General features: G+C 38.4%; 15 protein-coding genes. 6 read left to right on the top strand and 9 right to left on the bottom strand.

All coding sequences use genetic code 11. The features are described from left to right. Positions 1-7: 7 nt before the first annotated feature. Positions 8-898 carry an SMP-30/gluconolactonase/LRE family protein gene (locus HQN83_RS01165; RefSeq protein WP_173087764.1) on the bottom strand — a complete coding sequence of 297 codons (891 nt, stop codon included), beginning with the start codon at positions 896-898 and terminating at the stop codon, positions 8-10. 207 nt (positions 899-1,105) lie between these two features. On the opposite strand from HQN83_RS01165, the gene HQN83_RS01160 reads away from it, so the two are divergent. Beyond that, a complete protein-coding gene (locus tag HQN83_RS01160) occupies positions 1,106-3,493 on the top strand; it encodes an ATP-binding protein (protein ID WP_173087762.1) in 2,388 nt (795 codons plus the stop codon). Positions 3,494-3,499: 6 nt separating this feature from the next. Here the strand turns inward: HQN83_RS01160 and HQN83_RS01155 are convergent, their stop codons facing one another. Then, positions 3,500-3,988 (bottom strand): Lrp/AsnC family transcriptional regulator, encoded by a 489-nt coding sequence (locus HQN83_RS01155; protein WP_173087760.1) that lies wholly within the window; start codon positions 3,986-3,988, stop codon positions 3,500-3,502. Between the two features lie 128 nt (positions 3,989-4,116). On the opposite strand from HQN83_RS01155, the gene HQN83_RS01150 reads away from it, so the two are divergent. The 3 genes from HQN83_RS01150 to HQN83_RS01140 all read left to right on the top strand — a co-directional run bounded on the left by HQN83_RS01150 (position 4,117) and on the right by HQN83_RS01140 (position 7,283). After that, the gene (locus tag HQN83_RS01150) at positions 4,117-5,499 is read left to right on the top strand and encodes an MFS transporter (protein ID WP_173087758.1); all 1,383 of its coding nucleotides are present in this window, start codon (positions 4,117-4,119) and stop codon (positions 5,497-5,499) included. 195 nt (positions 5,500-5,694) lie between these two features. After that, entirely contained in the window at positions 5,695-6,708 is a 1,014-nt protein-coding gene (locus tag HQN83_RS01145) for a DUF3500 domain-containing protein (protein ID WP_173087756.1), read from the top strand. Between the two features lie 116 nt (positions 6,709-6,824). Then, the gene (locus tag HQN83_RS01140; protein WP_173087754.1) at positions 6,825-7,283 is read left to right on the top strand and encodes a DUF1569 domain-containing protein; all 459 of its coding nucleotides are present in this window, start codon (positions 6,825-6,827) and stop codon (positions 7,281-7,283) included. A gap of 31 nt (positions 7,284-7,314) precedes the next feature. On the opposite strand, the gene HQN83_RS01135 is transcribed toward HQN83_RS01140, so the two are convergent. The 3 genes from HQN83_RS01135 to HQN83_RS01125 form a co-directional block, all read right to left on the bottom strand. Then, positions 7,315-7,689 carry a hypothetical protein gene (locus HQN83_RS01135; protein WP_173087752.1) on the bottom strand — a complete coding sequence of 125 codons (375 nt, stop codon included), beginning with the start codon at positions 7,687-7,689 and terminating at the stop codon, positions 7,315-7,317. Positions 7,690-7,824: 135 nt separating this feature from the next. Then, on the bottom strand, positions 7,825-8,457 hold the full coding sequence (locus HQN83_RS01130) for a M23 family metallopeptidase (protein ID WP_173087750.1): 633 nt from the start codon (positions 8,455-8,457) through the stop codon (positions 7,825-7,827). Between the two features lie 28 nt (positions 8,458-8,485). Beyond that, positions 8,486-9,157, bottom strand: a complete 672-nt coding sequence (locus HQN83_RS01125) for a peptidylprolyl isomerase (protein WP_173087748.1) — start codon at positions 9,155-9,157, stop codon at positions 8,486-8,488. 160 nt (positions 9,158-9,317) lie between these two features. On the opposite strand from HQN83_RS01125, the gene HQN83_RS01120 reads away from it, so the two are divergent. Then, positions 9,318-9,857 (top strand): hypothetical protein, encoded by a 540-nt coding sequence (locus tag HQN83_RS01120; protein WP_173087746.1) that lies wholly within the window; start codon positions 9,318-9,320, stop codon positions 9,855-9,857. A 361-nt stretch (positions 9,858-10,218) separates the two neighbouring features. Here the strand turns inward: HQN83_RS01120 and HQN83_RS01115 are convergent, their stop codons facing one another. After that, positions 10,219-12,357 (bottom strand): hybrid sensor histidine kinase/response regulator, encoded by a 2,139-nt coding sequence (locus HQN83_RS01115; protein WP_173087744.1) that lies wholly within the window; start codon positions 12,355-12,357, stop codon positions 10,219-10,221. A 196-nt stretch (positions 12,358-12,553) separates the two neighbouring features. On the opposite strand from HQN83_RS01115, the gene HQN83_RS01110 reads away from it, so the two are divergent. Next, a complete protein-coding gene (locus tag HQN83_RS01110) occupies positions 12,554-13,297 on the top strand; it encodes a hypothetical protein (RefSeq protein WP_173087742.1) in 744 nt (247 codons plus the stop codon). Between the two features lie 4 nt (positions 13,298-13,301). Here HQN83_RS01110 and HQN83_RS01105 read toward each other — a convergent pair whose 3' ends face one another. From HQN83_RS01105 to HQN83_RS01095, 3 genes are all read right to left on the bottom strand, one after another. Then, positions 13,302-14,573 (bottom strand): sialidase family protein, encoded by a 1,272-nt coding sequence (locus HQN83_RS01105; protein ID WP_173087740.1) that lies wholly within the window; start codon positions 14,571-14,573, stop codon positions 13,302-13,304. 5 nt (positions 14,574-14,578) lie between these two features. Continuing rightward, positions 14,579-16,843: a TonB-dependent receptor gene (locus HQN83_RS01100; protein ID WP_173087738.1), complete on the bottom strand. Its 2,265-nt coding sequence runs from the start codon at positions 16,841-16,843 to the stop codon at positions 14,579-14,581. A 112-nt stretch (positions 16,844-16,955) separates the two neighbouring features. Beyond that, positions 16,956-17,324, bottom strand: coding sequence for a hypothetical protein (locus HQN83_RS01095; RefSeq protein ID WP_173087736.1), 369 nt, complete (start codon positions 17,322-17,324; stop codon positions 16,956-16,958). Positions 17,325-17,424: the final 100 nt, after the last annotated feature.

Raw genomic sequence — 17,424 nt, 5'->3', positions numbered from 1 at the left:
ATATCAATTATAAGGCACAATTAAAAACCGGCAGACCTGTTGCACCGGGTTCTACTATAAATATATGACCACTTTGCGGAAATTCATTAAGATCACTTTCCGTCATTTCTTTTTTTGCTGTAGTAATAATTAACCGGTCTAAAGCCTCGCCAACAAACGCACAACTGCTAACATAAGGAGCAGGTATGTCTATGAACGACAACATTTCGCCACTATCCACATCATACCTGCCAACACCATACCCACCCCATAAAGCTATCCAGAGTTTACCTTCGGCATCCAGGGCAATACCATCAGGTATTCCACTTTCAACGGGAATCTGAACAGCCACACGCTCAAACTCCAAATCACCGGTCTGCTCATCATAGAAATAAGATTTAATAGCTCTCGAAACGCTATCGGTATGAAACAGCCGTTTGTTGTCGGCAGTCCACGCCATGCCATTGGAAATGGATAATTTACCAAGCTTCTCAGTAACCACAAACTCTTCATCTACACAATAAAGAGCGCCGGCATCTGCTTTATGATTTAAATCAGTTGTGCTAATCCAAAACCTGCCCATATTATCAACACCGCCATCATTGCATCGGTAAGTTTTCCAATCTGCATTAAGTTCTGTGGTAATAAAAGATAAGGTTTCAGTTGTTAAATTAAAACGGGAAACACCACCTTGCATGCCTAAAATAAGCGCATCAGCAACATTGCTTTTAACTATTAATGATACACGCTGAGACAATTGGTACTGGCGACAACTTTTATTAAGCATGCTGTATTCATAAATACTACAGCCCTCAATGTCTACCCAAAAGCAGCTATTTCGCTCATTATGCCACATAGGGCTCTCGCCCAATATACAGCCCGAAGGATGCAGTACCGCCGCCCCTGTTATATTTACCATACTAAAAATCTATATCTGATTAGTTCATTGTTAAACCATAAATATATACAATACAATTCTGTAAATAAGGTAACAAATCGAATAGAGAAACAAATATTCACATAAGTTTAATAGATAAGATTGAAACTTGTATATTTATGACCTCTACACTGGGATTTTTTTATAGTAGGATAACAATTGTTCTCAATTATTTGCTCAAACGTTCAAATGTGGTTTAAAAAACCTTATCTCCTAATCTTTGCAGTAGCTATAACAGGCTGCTTTCAGTCTCTTGCTGCCAATAATAGCCACCCACCAAGTTCAAAAGCAGTAATAGATCTAACCAATCAATCGTTAACCAAAAGCGTAGAATTAAATAACCAGTGGGAATTTTACTGGAACAAGCTTTTGAGTCCTCAGGATTCCACAACTAAAGGCAGTGTACTGGTCGATTTTCCATATGACTGGACTAAAAATATTGATGGAAAATCATATCCATCATTCGGATATGCAACGTATAAGGTAACTGTACTGCTACCTAAAAACAGAAAAACACTACTACTTGCGGTTCCCGAAGCTTACACCTCCTACAAGCTCTATGTCAATGATAAATTAGAGGCCTCAAATGGAGTTGTTGGTACAAATAATGAAAGTTCCGTACCTTATTGGGAACGTCACACAGTTGTAGTGCCCCCCGGTATAGACACTTTACGTCTATTGCTACAAGTTTCAAATTTTTCACATAGTAAGGCGGGAGTGAAATCGCCGTTTATAATTGGCGATAGAGATCATGTACTGCTTCATGAAAAACAATCTGCTTCAATAAATCTTATACTAACCGGCTGTATGATTATGGGCGGGCTCTTTTTCATCGGACTGTATCTGCTTGGGAAAAGAGATAAAACCATTATACTATTTGCCCTCTTTTCTTTGATCTATAGTTATAGAATAATAGGTACAGATACTTATGTACTGCACTCCATTATACCTAACATTAGTTGGCACCTTACCATTCGATTAGAGTACCTGACTTTATTTATTGGCATTGCGTTGTTTTCGCTCTATACTCTCCACCTATACCCCAAAGATATCCGCCCTTTTGTGGTTAAAGGTATTTATACAATAAGCGGGATATTTAGTTTAGCCACACTGTGCTTACCTCCCTTGTATTTTACCCAATTGATAACCCCTTTTCTGCTGGTAATGCTGTTTAGCTTACTATATGTTCCATACGTATATATTAAGGCATACAGACGAAATAGACCAGGTGCAATTTACACTTTAATGAGCTCCTTTACATTGCTTCCGGTATTTGCCATCTCTTTACTTCATTACTGGACACTTATTCCACCCTATCAACTGGTTACTTTTATTTGTTATATCTCCTTCTTCTTCCTTCAATCTCTAGCCTTGTCACACAGAGTTTCCTTTGCTTTAAAAAATGCCAAAAGAATAGCCGAAGAAGGGTTTGAAGCTAAAAGCGAATTCCTAAGTAATATGAGTCATGAAATAAGGACACCGCTCAATGCGGTAATAGGAATGAGCCATTTACTGCTAAAAAGCAAGCCTACCCAAGATCAGAAAGAACACCTTGATGTATTGCTATTTTCGGCCAATAACCTGTTGGCTATTGTAAACGATATTCTCGACTATCATAAAATTGAGGCCGGTAAAATATCAATTGAACACGTTGAGATGGACGTTACCACCATAGCCAACTATGTAGTTAGGGGTTTGGAGCTAGCTGCAAAAGAAAAAGGTTTAGCGCTTAATTTAACCATAGATAAGGCCTTGCAAAACAAGGTAATTGGCGATCCTACCAGAACATCTCAGGTAATAACCAACCTTGTACATAATGCGATTAAATTTACTGACAAAGGTTCCGTAGATGTTTCAATTACTGTGGTATCTCAAGCCAAAACCACAATTACCCTTGCCATTCAGGTAAAAGACACCGGAGTTGGAATATCAACAGAAAACCAAGGGCTGGTTTTTGAGAGATTTGAACAAGCCGGTTCTTCGGAATTTAACGGTCCAAGAGGTACTGGACTTGGTCTATCTATATCCAAACGAATTCTTGAATTGCAAAATTCTACCTTATATCTAAAAAGTGTTGAAGGCAAAGGTTCTACATTCTTTTTTGAGCAGACTTTTGAAAAGGGCGAAGAAATAAATGAAATCAACTACAACTTAGAGCCCGTTAATGAAAACCTGAAACCTTTTGAAGGAATCTGCATTCTGCTGGTAGAAGACAACCCAATGAATGTTCTTGTTGCGCAACGATATCTTGAAGGTTGGGGAGCTACAATAGATGTTGCCTCAAACGGATTTGAAGCCCTTCATAAATATGACGACTCAAGACACAGGATTGTACTGATGGATTTGCAAATGCCAATCCTTGATGGTTATGAAGCGGCCAAAAAGATGCGAAAAACAGGTGTAACCAAGCCGATAATTGCCCTTACAGCAAACCTTGCCACCGAAATAGAAACGCAGATTGCAGCTGTTGGTATCGACGACTATATTATAAAGCCATTTCTTCCTAAAGAACTGTTTAAAAAGGTGTCGCAATATGCTATAGAGCAGCAACAATCAGAAGAACATCAGCTTATTTAACACAAGCTACATCAAATTATGGGTTTCTTTAATTACATCCATTACAAATACGCTCTTTGTTTGGCCTATCCCCTCAACCTCTGTTAATTTATCGACGAAGAAAGTATGATAGCTTTCCATGTCTTCAGCAACAATTTTGAGCATAAAATCAAAGTCCCCAGAAATATTGTAGCATTCAATCACCTCTTTAAAGCCCATTACCGCATTTACAAAAACAGCCCCGGCTTTTTTGTTATGTTCTCTTAAAGTAACCATACACAGAACAATCATTCTTTTGCCAACCAAACGCTTGTCGAGAATAGCCGAATACTGCTTAATAACACCACTTTTCTCTAATCGCTTTATTCTGTCGTGCGTTGGTGTAGGGCTCAAATGAATTTGCGCAGCAATTTCCCTGACCGTAAGTTTGCTGTTAGACTCAATAAGTTTCAGTATTTCGTGGTCTTTGCCATCTAAACTGATTTCCGGTAATTTCTGTTGTTCTGTTTTCTTCATTATTTAAAGCGCATAAAACGCTATTGTTCTTTACAAATGCAAATATCAGTATAAATGTTCTTATTATTTTTTATCATTTGAATCAGGAATTCATTATTTCTACTTTTGACAGGACAACGAGCTAACTTATGTTTTCAAAAAAGAATATCATCCTGATGATTGCTTCTATGGCTATTTTTGTAGAGGCCCTCGATATTGCAATTATCAATTTAACTATACCGTCTATTCAAGCCCAATTTAAAGTTGGCAATGATCAGGTACAATGGCTACAAACCTTATATGTATTGCTTTATGGAGGCTTCCTTATTATTGGGGGTAAGTTATCGGATGTATTAGGCAAAAAGAAAATATTCATGATTGGCTCCGTATTGTTTCTGCTAACCTCTTTAGGTGCCGGGCTATCGTCATCTTTTGAAATGCTGGCTGTTTTTAGAGCCGTACAAGGTTTGGCAGCAGCGTTGATTATGCCTTCTTCCCTATCTATTGTAATTCACAATTTTACCGAAGAAAAAGAACGCAGCAAAGCGATAGGTATTTTCAGCTCCTTTGCAGCCATAGGTTCAGGTAGCGGTTTATCTTTTGGGGGTATTATCAGCACTTTATGGGGATGGCATTGGGTTTTCCTGATCAATGTTCCTATCCTGTTTTTTGTGGTAATTATAGCTTATTTCTATCTCGAAACCGATGTTACTGAAAGAGACAAAAGAACCCCTGATGTTATTTCCGGTTTGCTGCTTGCTGCCACGCTGTTAATGATTAGTTACGCGGTGCATACCGTTGGCGATTTTCAAGAACACCTGGGTCTACTTAGTTCTCTTGTTGTTTTAATAATTATATGCCTTAAAGTACTTTACAACAGACTTACCCGCCTCACAGCCCCATTAATCAACTTGTCTATATTTAATTCAGCTTCGGTAGTTACCGCCAACCTTGCATTTATACTTCTAGGTGGCTTTTTTACTGGATTCTTGTTTATGGTTTCTTTGATTCTCCAAAAAGATATGAATTTGAGTGCTGCAAAATCTGGATTATTGCTAGTTCCTTTTAGTTTATTGTCGGCCATAGTTGCAAAATTCGGGATACCTTTTTTAACTAAAAGACTAACGATCTCGCAATTGGGTATTGCCGGGATGTTGAGTATGCTAATTGGTGGTGTATTTTTAACCAACAGTGTGCTGTTTAATCACTCGCTGCCGTTGGTGCTTTTATCCGCTACATTTGTTACCGGACTAGGAATGACAATGTGTTATACCAGTTTATCTGTGCTTTCGGTACAGGGAATCCCAAAGGAACATTATGGTCTTGGATCGAGCATTGGTACAACATCATACTTTTTAGGTGCCGGAATCGGACTTTCTATTTTGACACTTTTTATGAAATCAGAGGATATAGCTGTTTCGGTTAATCTATCATCTTTGATAGTTCTAAGTCTATATGCTCTGATTGGATTAGTCTTAATGTTCCTATATAACAGATCAAAAAAACTTCAAGCTGCAGCGTCCCAATTTTAACGCGCTAATTCTTGAAATTTACCCAATTCGGGTCTTTAGTTTGGCTAGGATTTGGCTAGAGTCAGTCCACGTTGAGTCCACATTTTTCTAGAAAAAAGGTGGACACATTGTTAAAGCACTGTGGCCTCACACCAGCACCCTCCAAAGCAGGTGTAGTATTTCATTCATATTTTTATTAATTTGGATAAAAAAAAGATGAAAAAACCAAATGCTGTATTCTTTATATTATTCATTTTCGTTTGCAGCCTAAATACCAAAGCGACCGCTATTAAAACTGTTTTAAGCACAGCTAATACCTTTATTGAATCTTTAAATACTGACCAGCAGAAAGCAGCGGTAATTAGTTACACTAAAGAGAATGCTACAAAATGGACTAATCTACCATGTGGGTTGCAGTGTAGAGTTGGAGTTTTATTAGGCTCATTAACAGATACACAGCTTGGATATGCTAAAGAAGTAGTTAAAGCAGCTATGGGCACACTTCCTTCCCGAGGATATGATCAGGCTATGCAGATTCTGGCTGCAGATGGTTTTCTGGGCACTAATCGTAGCGGCTATTCATCAGGTAATTATATTATTGCATTTTTAGGTAAACCAAGTGCTACAGGTAAATGGCAATTGCAGCTGGGTGGCCACCATCTGGCAGTTAATTTAACGTTTGACAATGGAAAAGTGATAGGTGCTTCGCCCCTTTTTATTGGACTAGAGCCTAAAACCTTTACTGCAAACGGAGTAACTTACGCTCCGCTTAAAGCCAACCATGATAGTTTGGTAGCTATGATTGCCGCATTAAATTCAGAGCAATTACAAAGCGCTAAACTAAGTGCTGCATTTGGCGATGTTTCGGTTGGCCCTGGTGCGGACGGTAAATTCCCTGCTGTAAAAGCCGGATTAAAAGTGGGGACACTAAGCAAACAACAGAAAGCAATGGTAATTGAAGCCATAAAAGTTTGGGCTCAGATTGCTGATGATGCTACAGCAAAAAAATTAATAGCCACTTACAGCTCGGAAATCGACAGTACTTACCTAGCATATTCAGGCAATCCTAAGCTAATCAATAAGGCTGATTATGTGCGAATTGATGGCCCATCGGTATGGATTGAATTCATTTGTCAGCCTGGCGCAGTGTTTCCTGCGGAAGTGCATTATCATACTGTTTACAGGGATCACATCCGTGATTATGGTGATAGTTTTAGTTTTTCGAACTAACTTGATTGTATTTTTATTTAACTTCATGGCGCCTTATTGCTGATGAATAAACCGACTTTTTTTTTATGAGCAAAGGGCGAAAAACCACAAACTAATTTTAATTAACATCCTTGTAAATGGCATTACCTAATATCTTTACCAAACCTGTTTCTGATGAAATAATCGCAAGAATCAATAAGCTTACACCTGACAATCAACCACAATGGGGGAAAATGGATGTGGCGCGTATGCTTGCCCATTGTAATATAACTTACGAATTGGTGTATGATGACATTCATAAACAACCAAATGCTCTTTTGAAATTTATATTAAAGTTGATGATCAAAAATAAGGTGGTAAATGAAAAACCTTATGGTAAAAATGGTGCTACCGCTCCTCAGTTTTTGATTACCGACCCTCGAGTGTTTGAAACTGAAAAAGCACGCTTAATTAGCTATATCGAAAAAACACAGCAATTAGGAGAAAGTCATTTCAACAATAAGGAATCGCATTCATTTGGCGTACTTACAACAGCTGAGTGGAATAACATGTTTTATAAGCACCTAAATCACCATTTAAATCAGTTCTGCGCTTAAGATGGCTCCATCATGCTACTAAAACACCCCCTTACAACGCTAAAGTTAGCTCGTAATCACTGATTGCAAAAAACAGGTTCTGGATTTGATGTACATACTGCACTCTTTTTAAAGGCTGCTCATTGTACTGTACAATCCAGATCTCACGGTTATTTTCATCAACTGAGTTTAATAAATTGAACTCGTTGCTTTGACCTTGGCTATCTTCTATATAGGTTATAAAAGAACTTAGTTTAACTTGCAGGCCCAGGGATGATGCCCAGTATTCATTTATGGGTACTCCCTGATAGGAACCATGAAAAGACTCCCAGAATTTTGGGCTTTTAAATTGATCTTCCGTTACAACAAACCAGCTTCCGTCTTTGTGCCCAATAATATTTCCGATTCTTAACTCATGTGCATCCATACAATTTACTTAAATAAACACCATTAAAATTTAAACAACTATCCTTAAGGTTTAAATAACCACAATCTAAATAGCCAACAGTAGAACGTAGCTACCGGCTGTGACTAACTACTATTAAATATAACAACTGCCGGGCTAACTTCTTAATTTTGTTTTTAGAAAAGTTAACGGATTATAAAAACGCTGATCGAGTTGTTTTTGATCCATAGTTAACCAGCTGGCACAACCATAATCATCAAAACTTTTGCGAATTTCGAGATGAAGATGATGATAGTCTCCCCCATACTTTTTCGACTCTTGCTTTGTAAACAAACGGGCTAGCTTTGTGTTTTCATTGATCTGCTGACCTTGTATTACGTATATCTCTTTTAAGTGTTTGTATGATGTAAACATAATTTTTCCATCGGCCAGCTTGTGTTTTACTACAATTGTTTTTTGGTTTTCGGCCAAATGCACTGAACATACCACGCCCTTTGCCATAGCATAAACGCTTACTAGTTCCGTCTTAGATTTTGCCGGGTTAATATCTATTGCGGTATGGATGTGTCCTTTGTAAAAACTATCCCTATGATCCCCAAATATGCTGATGATTTTGATTTGCTTTATATCTTTTCTATTGGTTACATCAAATGGCAGTAACCAGTTGTTGGCTACTTCTGTTGGTGCGGTATCAACATAATAAGGCTTCCATCTGCTTTTATCATTATCGATTGTCGGTTTCTGGAAGTTTAACAGTAGTAGCAAAGTAGTTAAGAGCGCTATTTTCATAAGGATATTTTGTTTGGTAAGTTTATCATTAATGTTTTACTGCTTTAAACTTAGCAGCTTGTTTTTTCGATAGAATAACTGGCTTAAAGGTTACAGGTTCTAAGGGAAGATCATTCTTGTCGGTTTTAACTGAATTTATTGCATCAGCTACTTCCATTCCTTCTACTATCTCTCCAAAAACTGTATAATCATTATCTAAATGGGGTGTTCCGCCGATTGTTTTATAGGTAGCTCGCTGAGATGATGAGAATTTAGTTCCCTTTTTCATTTCTAAAGCATCAAGCTGTTCATCTGTTTGAGATTTGCCTACCACAAGGTACATTTGCGTTAAATATGAACTCTTTTCAGGATTATCGTTTCTGCCAGCACCAAGAGCCCCTTTTTTATGAAACAAGGCTGGCTTTATTTCGGCAGCTAAGCGTTGTATTGGTATTTCGGGATGCTGCTTTTCTCTATCCAGAATAGTCTCATCAAGTTCTCCTCCCTGGCTAACGAAGGATTTAATGACACGATTGAATTGAGCATTGTTGTAAAGGCCTTTCTTTATGGTTTGCAGAAACATATCTCGGTGCTTTGGCGTTTCGTCGTACAAAAGCAACGTGATGTTGCCTTTATTGGTAACCAACCTCACATAGGTTGATTGGGCATTAGCCATAGCAGCAAATAGTAAAAACACCAGGGTTAGTGTGCGAGTTCTCATTTGATTTTTCCAGTTTTAAGAATATCACTCTAATATAGGGTTCTGTCGATATATTTTTGCTACTGGTCGGTAAATTGCCTGATCTCGCAGACCTGCCAGTAACTGCCAGATTATACGGCACGTGCATTGTTCTATTGCTATCAAATAAAACACACAACAAATGAAAAGAATCCTTTTAGCTGTAGTTTTCGGAGTAGCTTCGTTAAGCAGCATAAATACTAAAGCTCAGGTTAGCGTAAATATAAATATAGGCTCTCAACCTCAATGGGGACCGGCTGGCTATGATCATGTTGATTATTATTATCTACCTGATATAGATGCTTATTACAATGTGCCTAGTAAACAATACATTTATTTAAACAATGGAAATTGGGTATTCAATAGAAACTTGCCATCGAGGTACAGAAATTATGATTTGTACAACAGTTACAAGGTTGTAATTAACTCGCCTAAACCTTATTTATCGCATAAAGTTCATGTTAAAGAATATGGTAAATACAAAGGTTATAAAGGAAAACAAATAGTACTTAGAGATAGCAGAAGTGCAAGACAGGCCAGACCTGCTAACAACAAATATCGTGAGGGCAATGGCAATAACAAACATCGTGAAGCCAAAGGTAACAACAGAGAGTCTAGAGGTAATGGGAACGAATCTAGGGGTAATAACAAAGAATCTAGAGGTAACGGTAAACACGAGTAAGACTAGCAGGGTTTTCTTTCACTTGAGGGATGCTGAAATAAATTACCAATGACAAAGAGGTTATTCTGCTCGTTGTATATAGCGGTCGTCATGCCGCTGAAGAGCGGTATCTCGCACCAGCGAGGCTTCCTTTCTCTTGCGGGGTCCTGACCTCGAAGAAGCTGCGAAGCAAAATAAATTCAGGATGACGACTGAGTATACAAAATTGTCATTACTACTTTTTTGTATTTTTTCTAATGCTAGGCTCTCAGCATGACGTGGTTAGATAGCAGCGGGATAGCGGTGAGGTAATATCTCACCGCTATTTCCTATAACCCTAATGATTCCCACTCCCCTTTCTCATCCCAACCCCTCATCATCCTTATCTTTTCAAAGCTTTCGCTATTTCTTCAATTAAACCGGATTCCACAAACGGCTTACTGACCACACCTGAAAACCCTTTGGTTAAAACCTTATTCATTTCAAACTCTTCCGGACTGGCGCTAATTACTATTACTGGTAGTTGATTTAATGGTGCAGGCAATTTCTTAATAGACTTTAAAAGTTCATATCCATCCATTTCCGGCATTTGAATATCTGTTAGCACTACTGTCACTTTTTCTTTCGCCAAAATATCCAATGCATCCAGGCCATTTGATGCACTAAAGAATTTGACATTCCATTTCTGCGTCATCATTTTAAGGAATTTCAGATTAAGCTCATTGTCATCAACGGCCAGAATACTTATTCCATTCAGCAATGAAAGCGGATCTTCTATTTCTTGTTTCTTTACTGACTCACCCTTTTCATTGTTTTCTGAATATGGAATATAGAATGAAAATACGCTACCTTCTCCTTCAGTGCTTTTTACACTTATTTTACCTCCCTGAAGCTCTACAAATTGCTTGCAAATGTACAATCCTAGTCCTGTGCCGGTTTTGCCTTTAGAAGAGCTGGTTTGGTAGTACTTAGAGAACAGATTAACCTGCTGATCTGCACTGATCCCCGCTCCGGTATCTGCAATGTCTACTGTTAATCTTGGTTGGTCATTTACCCTGACTAAACTGGCACGCACCTTAATTTCTCCTTCTTTGGTGTATTTTATGGCGTTGCTCAGCAGGTTAATCATAATTTGCTTTAGCCTAAAACTATCGCCAAGTAATATTGCTTCTTTATCTCCCTCGAATTCGTAATGTAGGTTTAGCTTCTTCTTAATGGCACTAAACTCCATGTTCTCTATTAAACCGGTAAGTACAAAATTGGGGTTAAAGGGGTCGTTATTAAACTTAAACTCACTGTTTTCCATCTTAGCGGCGTCTAGTGTATCGTTTAAAGTACCCAATAACATATCTGATGACAAGCGGATAGAATCCAGCATATCAGATTGACGTTTAGACAATTCCGTTTGACTAAAAATATAAAGGAAGCCTTTTATAGCGGTTAGTGGGTTTCTTATCTCATGGCTCATGTGTAACAAAAGGTCCATCTTCTGTTGTGCTATGGTAACTGCCCTTTCGTTTTCTTTGCGGAGCTGTACTTCAGATTCGTTTAGCTTGATAATAAACACAATGAGCAAGGTAGCAAAAACCAATACCAAGAAAAGCGCCGCCAGATATAACCTATTCAGCAATCCGGTAGACTCCTGATAACTTTTAAAGGCCATGGCTTTAAACTCATCGGCCATCTTATAATTAAGTGTTTTAACGTCGCTAATTATATTTTCGAGTTCTGTGGTAATATGATCGTTAAGATTTAATAACTCACGTTGCATGGTAAGCATCTTCACATTTCTGTCTTGCAGCTGCTGTAATTTATTGAGATAGATTGCCCTGGTTTTTGCAGACTCTTTACTTGTTGCAATTGCAGAATTATCGGTTACCTGTCGATGGTTAATTTCAACTACTTCTTTAGGCCCGGAACCGTTAGTTTTATTGGAAATCGCATCTTTTAATCTCGAAAACAAACCTTTTTTCTGTACAATAACTTCTTTGCGAACAGTATCAGTTTTGCTTTTTATCTTCTTATCAGATTTTATAGTGGTAACTATCTTTGGTTCAACTTTTCCATCCTCAGCAGCAAACTGAGCGTACACAGTAAGAAGTGAATCGAAATTATGTTTAACAGAATAGAGTTTATCAGAAAGGATTAATTTCTTATTGTACCACTCTTTCACCTTCGTACTCTGATCTGGTGTTAAGTTAAGCGTATCAGTAGTTCTTTTTAACAATACATCTATTTCGTCGAAAGCTTTAGACAATTTAGCTTTATAGTCTACACTTTTAGTACTCTTTACATTGAGCAAGGATTCTTGAAAATCGTCTTCAGCCTGATGTAAAAGCAAAAGTATCTGCTGGGGCTTGGAACCGTCGACTTCTACATTATCGGCCTGTTTTACGATGTTCTCTAATTTATGTGATATGGTGTTTCGGACAAAAAGTGCTGCTACTGCCAAAACAATTACAATAGCCAGAAAAGCAAGGAGAATCTTTCGGGATTGACTTTGTGTGTATGTTATTTTCATTGAATTACATTGAGACAATAAGGGTAAAAATAGGTTTAATTGTGTACTGCACCTAGACAAATAGCATACCAATGCCGAGAAGGGGCTTTATGTGGGTTTCAAGCCGTAATATTCTTGTGAATTACCCAATACAAGGAAATAATTGCTCGATTTCTGATTAATATAAGTTAAATTAGGGTAACCAATGATGTCTAAAATGAAAACAACGCTCCTCTTTTCTCTGCTAATATGTGCTTCTACGATTGTTACGGCACAAACTACCCAAAAAACTACTTCTGGAATAGTGACTATGAATGGTGCAGATTTGAATAAAATGATCGATCAAAGTGGAATTGTATATGATGAAGAAGGAAATAAAGTCGATTCTTTGAAAGTAGCCGATATGCTTAAAGGAGAAAAGTATCGGATTGTTTTAATGAAAAAGAATTCAGATAGTCTGATGAGAAGGGTTATTCAGAAAAGAGACCTTGTTAAAGAGGCGGAACAATATGAACTTACCAAAATAGCCTTGCGCCCACCTAGTCCAAAACTACAGGTTGGAACTACTTTAAACCTGGATCCATTGGCTAAGAAAACCAATATTGAAGCTTTAACTCAAAAGTCAATACTGATGATTTTTTGGCACCCCGGTTGTTTTAGTACCAATAACTATGACAAGGTTAATGAACTCATCAGATCAATTAAGAATCCTAAAGGTTTAGAAGTTCTGTTAATTTCCTATGAAACGGTAAATAGCGTTGCTGATGGATTAAAGCAAACGCCAATCTTTTACAATCAGCTGTTTGTAGACGCGGGTGCTGTTACTAAAGCTTACCAAACAGAAAACATGCCTATCATGCTGGTCGCAGATCAAAACCACACCATTAAATTTGCCAGTTGGGGCAATTCTGATTCAGTAATAAAAGGGCTCAAAGAAGCCCTTTTAGAAGTTGATAAATAAGCTGTTAATTCGCTTTTATATTAGTGTAACAGATCTCCGATCGTCCATTGTTTTCTCTTACCCATGCTATTAAGGCCCCGTCCTTTAGGGTGGTAATTACTGCATGATGATCTGGCTGCTGGCCATCCGTAAGAGCGGTAGTTTTGTTTTTACTTAAGTTGGTAAGTATTATTTTGGCGTTCGCTGCAGGTTCATGACTCATTTTCATTCCTCCGCCTCCATGTGAATGGTTCATTTTCATTGGTTCTGCTGCCGGCTCCTCATTCAATTCTTCGCAAACCATAATTAATTGGTTGTTTGCAAGCGCAATTAACTGTGGGTGTTTGCCGTGTGCAGTAATTAACCTGCGCTTATCGAAATTTGTATTCTTGTTGAGTGATGCATAGTAAATGCCCGAACCTCCCCCGGCGGTAAACCAAACTGCATTTACGCCATCTTTTGTAACGGCAAGTGAAGGGCCTGAGTGCGGACAACCATCGATTTCCCAATTGTCGTTGCTAATGGTTTTTACAGCACTAAACGTTTTTCCATTATCAGTTGATACTTTATAGCCCATATCGCGAACTTGTTTATCTGCCAGGCCTGTAGGCATAGTGATATTCCTGTAAGCTAAGTGGATATTGCCTGTGTTGTCTGCAAGGATTTCGGTTCTGCAACACTCGCAAGTACCCTTTTCAAGACAGCTATCTACACCGAAGCCCTTGCCTTTAATCGTTTTATTAAAGAATAATGCCGAACCTTTGATGCTTTTACCGTAACGTCCATCAAGCCACACAGCAGCAATTTCGCCATCTTTTAAAGTAGTGATGTCGAAAAAGCTACGCCCGTAATTGTGACTTGTATCTGAGTGCAAAAACTGAGATGAAGACCAGGTTTTCCCATTATCTGCTGATGAACTGTAATAAATAGCTCCTGCGTAAGGGTTCTTTTCATTTAAGAACCTTTTTGAATACACTGCGATCACTGTTCCATCGGCCTTAAAGGCAACTTTGCCCATGCTCTCTGCCGATGTACTGATCCCGCTAGAAGCGGGAACAGTAACTTGGTTTTCAAACGTATTGGTTTTCTGGTTGTAAATAGCATATTTTAAGCGGTAAAGAGCGTCTTTACCATCTTGTTCAGACCAGCAAAGCACCGGATTGCCTTTATTGTCCTGTGTCAGGTATGAGCCTACAGCTACCCCTTGGGTATTTAAGGTACCAATTGTAGCTGGTTTCTCTTTACATGCGGTGAGAAAGATAATTCCTACAAGCAGTATTGCTATTGTTCTTTTCATATTCATTAGAATAAATATTTGATATTTAAACCTCCATATCCATTTCGTTTTGGAGATGGGTTGAAATAAGCAGGTTGACTACCATTAAAGCTTGCAGCGTTTAATGAAACAATGGAACTGTAGCTTTTATTCAGGATATTGTCAAGACCGGCATAAGCGTTTACTTCCAGATGGTTAACTACTTGTTTTTTATAGCCCAACTTTGCATTTACTACGCTGTAAGCAGGGTTGTAGTTTATATTTGCATCATTTAATGGTAGTTTATCGCTGTAAAAATAGCTTCCATAGAAGTATAAGCCGCTTTTGGTTTCCAAGTCTATACCTGCATTTACCATCCATGGTGCAATTCCTGTAAGCTCATTTCCATCGTATGTAGCGGTTACTTCATTTTTAGCATTTAACGTTTTATAGTCTTTAAACTTAAAATCGGAATAAGTTATTGCTACAAATGGACGTAAGCTTAGTATCCGGCTGTCATCTTCAGGTTTGAATAGCTGATATGATAAAGACAACTCTACCCCATTATGGCTTGTTTTACCTGAGTTATTGTAAATGGTAATGCCTTGTTGTATAGATTGGGCGATTAGCTCGCCCTTCATGTCCATTTTAAAGAAAGCAAGATCATACTCCAAACGAGATCTCAGCAGGTTACCTTTTGCATTGAACTCATAGTTCATTCCTTTTTCTGCTTGCAGATTTGGATTGATAGAGCCATCTACATTCTTGATTTCGGAACTTGAAGGAGGCGAGAAACCTGAACTTACACTTGCGTGTAAACTAAGTGCGTCACTAAAAGTATGACTAAGGGCAATGCGCGGAGTGGCTTGAGGATCAAACTTCTTTACGCCACTCTGATTTTGTTTCAGGTAATCCTGAACATCGTAATTAAGGCTATTGTAACTGATACCCAGAGTTAAGGTAGTCTTTGTAGCTAGCTCTGTTTCAGACTGATAAAACAAGGAGTACTGAGTATTCTGATAGTCAATATTCGAATTAATTGCACCCTCATTACCTTTGTTGTTTACGTATTGAGTTCCTTTGGTTAAGCCACTATTGTATTCTGCTCCAACTGTAAAACGCGTAGGCAAAGCACTAAAACCCGGATCGTAAGCAAAGCGGGTTCTACCGCCGTAGCTCTGATAGGTGTTACGGATGTAAGCATAAGGAAGCGGGTGGTTCAAATCATAGAAATAGGTGAAAACGCTGGTATTGTTAGAGAACTGATCATTGAAGCGATATTGCTGACCAAGACCTACCCTTGTCCAGTTTTGATATCGGCCGGCAGCTTTATCAAGATTCGTAGCGTTTGCTTGCTTTGGATTTTCATTAACCTGATCCAGTGTTAATGATCCTGGAATTTGAGAATACTGCGTGGTTCTGTTCAGCATTAAGGTAATGATACGCTTGTCGCTTGGAAAAAGCTGAAAGTTACCCGTTAAAAATCTACGCATATCTTTACTATGATCGCGGTAACCATCGTATTCCTGCCAGCCATAAGATACATAGCTGTTCACCTTATCTCCACCACTTCTGTACGTGGTGGCTAAACGATGTAAGCCATAGGAACCAACAAGTGCTGATGCTTCTATGCTTTGTTCCTGGTATGGCGACCGTTGCAATTGGAAGTTGATAACCCCTGCAGTTCCAGCGCCATATATACTTGATGCAGGCCCTTTTATCACCTCTGCTCTACCGATACTGTTTACATCCAGCGCTTCTATTCGGGTAGTACCATCGGCCTCTGTAACCGGGATTTCATTGACATAAATCTTTACGTTACGAATGCCATAAGATGCACGCACACCGTTTCCTCTGATTGAAATACGAGCTTCTGAAAGCGTACTTTGATCCATCCGGATCCCCGGGATTGAATTAAAAGCAGACTGTAATGAAACTCCGCTGCCGCGGTTAATGTCTCTTGAAGTTATTAGAGAGATTCCTCCTGCAGTTTCTTTGCTGGTTTTGTTCTCACTATAACCGGCAACCCTAACTTCATTTAGGCTTACTCCATCAGCTTCTAATTGAACATTAAGCTCGTTTTGATCAGCATTGATTTTAATGAGCTGTGATTTATATCCAGGTAAAGTTGCTTTTACTTGTCCGTCTGGTTGTTCGCTGCTGATTTCAAAGTATCCTTTTGCATCTGACTTGCCCACTTGTTGGGCTGTGTTTGTTGTTAAAATAACACCTGCCAATGGCTGGCGTGTTTGAGAGTCGTAGATATGGCCTTTAACAGGCTGTGTTTGGGCTTGGGTATGAATAAATATCATAACCAACCCTATAGATATATATAAGTATCTGAATAGGTGCATTATAAAAAATTAAAGTATAATTGTTATTCCATGAAAATATCAGAATAGCGCATTCTGTTTTGCGTTTAAGCTAGGCCTGAGGCGGATGGAATATGGTGCCGGAGTACCTTGGAAGTGCAAAGGGTAACTCTATCGGTTTAAGAACTTTAATTAGTTGGGGTAAAAAGTTGAAATTTGATTTATTAGCAATTAATGCTTCCTGGAAATGGACTTTTTGAGCGGCGCGGCTTTGATTCTTTTCCTTTTCTTCGGCCTGCTTAAGCTTCTTCATCAGGTAACACTTGCCATTACAGTGCATTGCCGGCTTATCTCTATTCTCACAAAGTTCAGATGCAATGTAATTTTTGTTCAGCTCAAATCCTGCATATATGAAGAATCTGCTAAAATTAGCAGTCAGCATCATAAAGATTAGAGAAAAAGCAATGAGGCCTCTGAACATAATTACGGCAAAGGTAGTGATTAGGAAACAACGTGTAATTAAAATGTAACATTTATTTGTTTGTGGTTTCTAAATTTCAATTAACAATAACCATTATGCT

Source organism: Pedobacter foliorum (assembly GCF_013266735.1).
Lineage (GTDB): Bacteria > Bacteroidota > Bacteroidia > Sphingobacteriales > Sphingobacteriaceae > Pedobacter > Pedobacter foliorum.
This window is presented reverse-complemented; position numbering and strand designations above follow the sequence as displayed.

Bases quoted from the DNA above. Each gene is read 5' to 3' on its own strand.
- HQN83_RS01165 (WP_173087764.1), bottom strand. From the start codon at position 898: ATGGTAAATATAACAGGGGCGGCGGTACTGCATCCTTCGGGCTGTATA.
- HQN83_RS01160 (WP_173087762.1), top strand. From the start codon at position 1,106: ATGTGGTTTAAAAAACCTTATCTCCTAATCTTTGCAGTAGCTATAACA.
- HQN83_RS01155 (WP_173087760.1), bottom strand. From the start codon at position 3,988: ATGAAGAAAACAGAACAACAGAAATTACCGGAAATCAGTTTAGATGGC.
- HQN83_RS01150 (WP_173087758.1), top strand. From the start codon at position 4,117: ATGTTTTCAAAAAAGAATATCATCCTGATGATTGCTTCTATGGCTATT.
- HQN83_RS01145 (WP_173087756.1), top strand. From the start codon at position 5,695: ATGAAAAAACCAAATGCTGTATTCTTTATATTATTCATTTTCGTTTGC.
- HQN83_RS01140 (WP_173087754.1), top strand. From the start codon at position 6,825: ATGGCATTACCTAATATCTTTACCAAACCTGTTTCTGATGAAATAATC.
- HQN83_RS01135 (WP_173087752.1), bottom strand. From the start codon at position 7,689: ATGGATGCACATGAGTTAAGAATCGGAAATATTATTGGGCACAAAGAC.
- HQN83_RS01130 (WP_173087750.1), bottom strand. From the start codon at position 8,457: ATGAAAATAGCGCTCTTAACTACTTTGCTACTACTGTTAAACTTCCAG.
- HQN83_RS01125 (WP_173087748.1), bottom strand. From the start codon at position 9,157: ATGAGAACTCGCACACTAACCCTGGTGTTTTTACTATTTGCTGCTATG.
- HQN83_RS01120 (WP_173087746.1), top strand. From the start codon at position 9,318: ATGAAAAGAATCCTTTTAGCTGTAGTTTTCGGAGTAGCTTCGTTAAGC.
- HQN83_RS01115 (WP_173087744.1), bottom strand. From the start codon at position 12,357: ATGAAAATAACATACACACAAAGTCAATCCCGAAAGATTCTCCTTGCT.
- HQN83_RS01110 (WP_173087742.1), top strand. From the start codon at position 12,554: ATGAAAACAACGCTCCTCTTTTCTCTGCTAATATGTGCTTCTACGATT.
- HQN83_RS01105 (WP_173087740.1), bottom strand. From the start codon at position 14,573: ATGAAAAGAACAATAGCAATACTGCTTGTAGGAATTATCTTTCTCACC.
- HQN83_RS01100 (WP_173087738.1), bottom strand. From the start codon at position 16,843: ATGATATTTATTCATACCCAAGCCCAAACACAGCCTGTTAAAGGCCAT.
- HQN83_RS01095 (WP_173087736.1), bottom strand. From the start codon at position 17,324: ATGTTCAGAGGCCTCATTGCTTTTTCTCTAATCTTTATGATGCTGACT.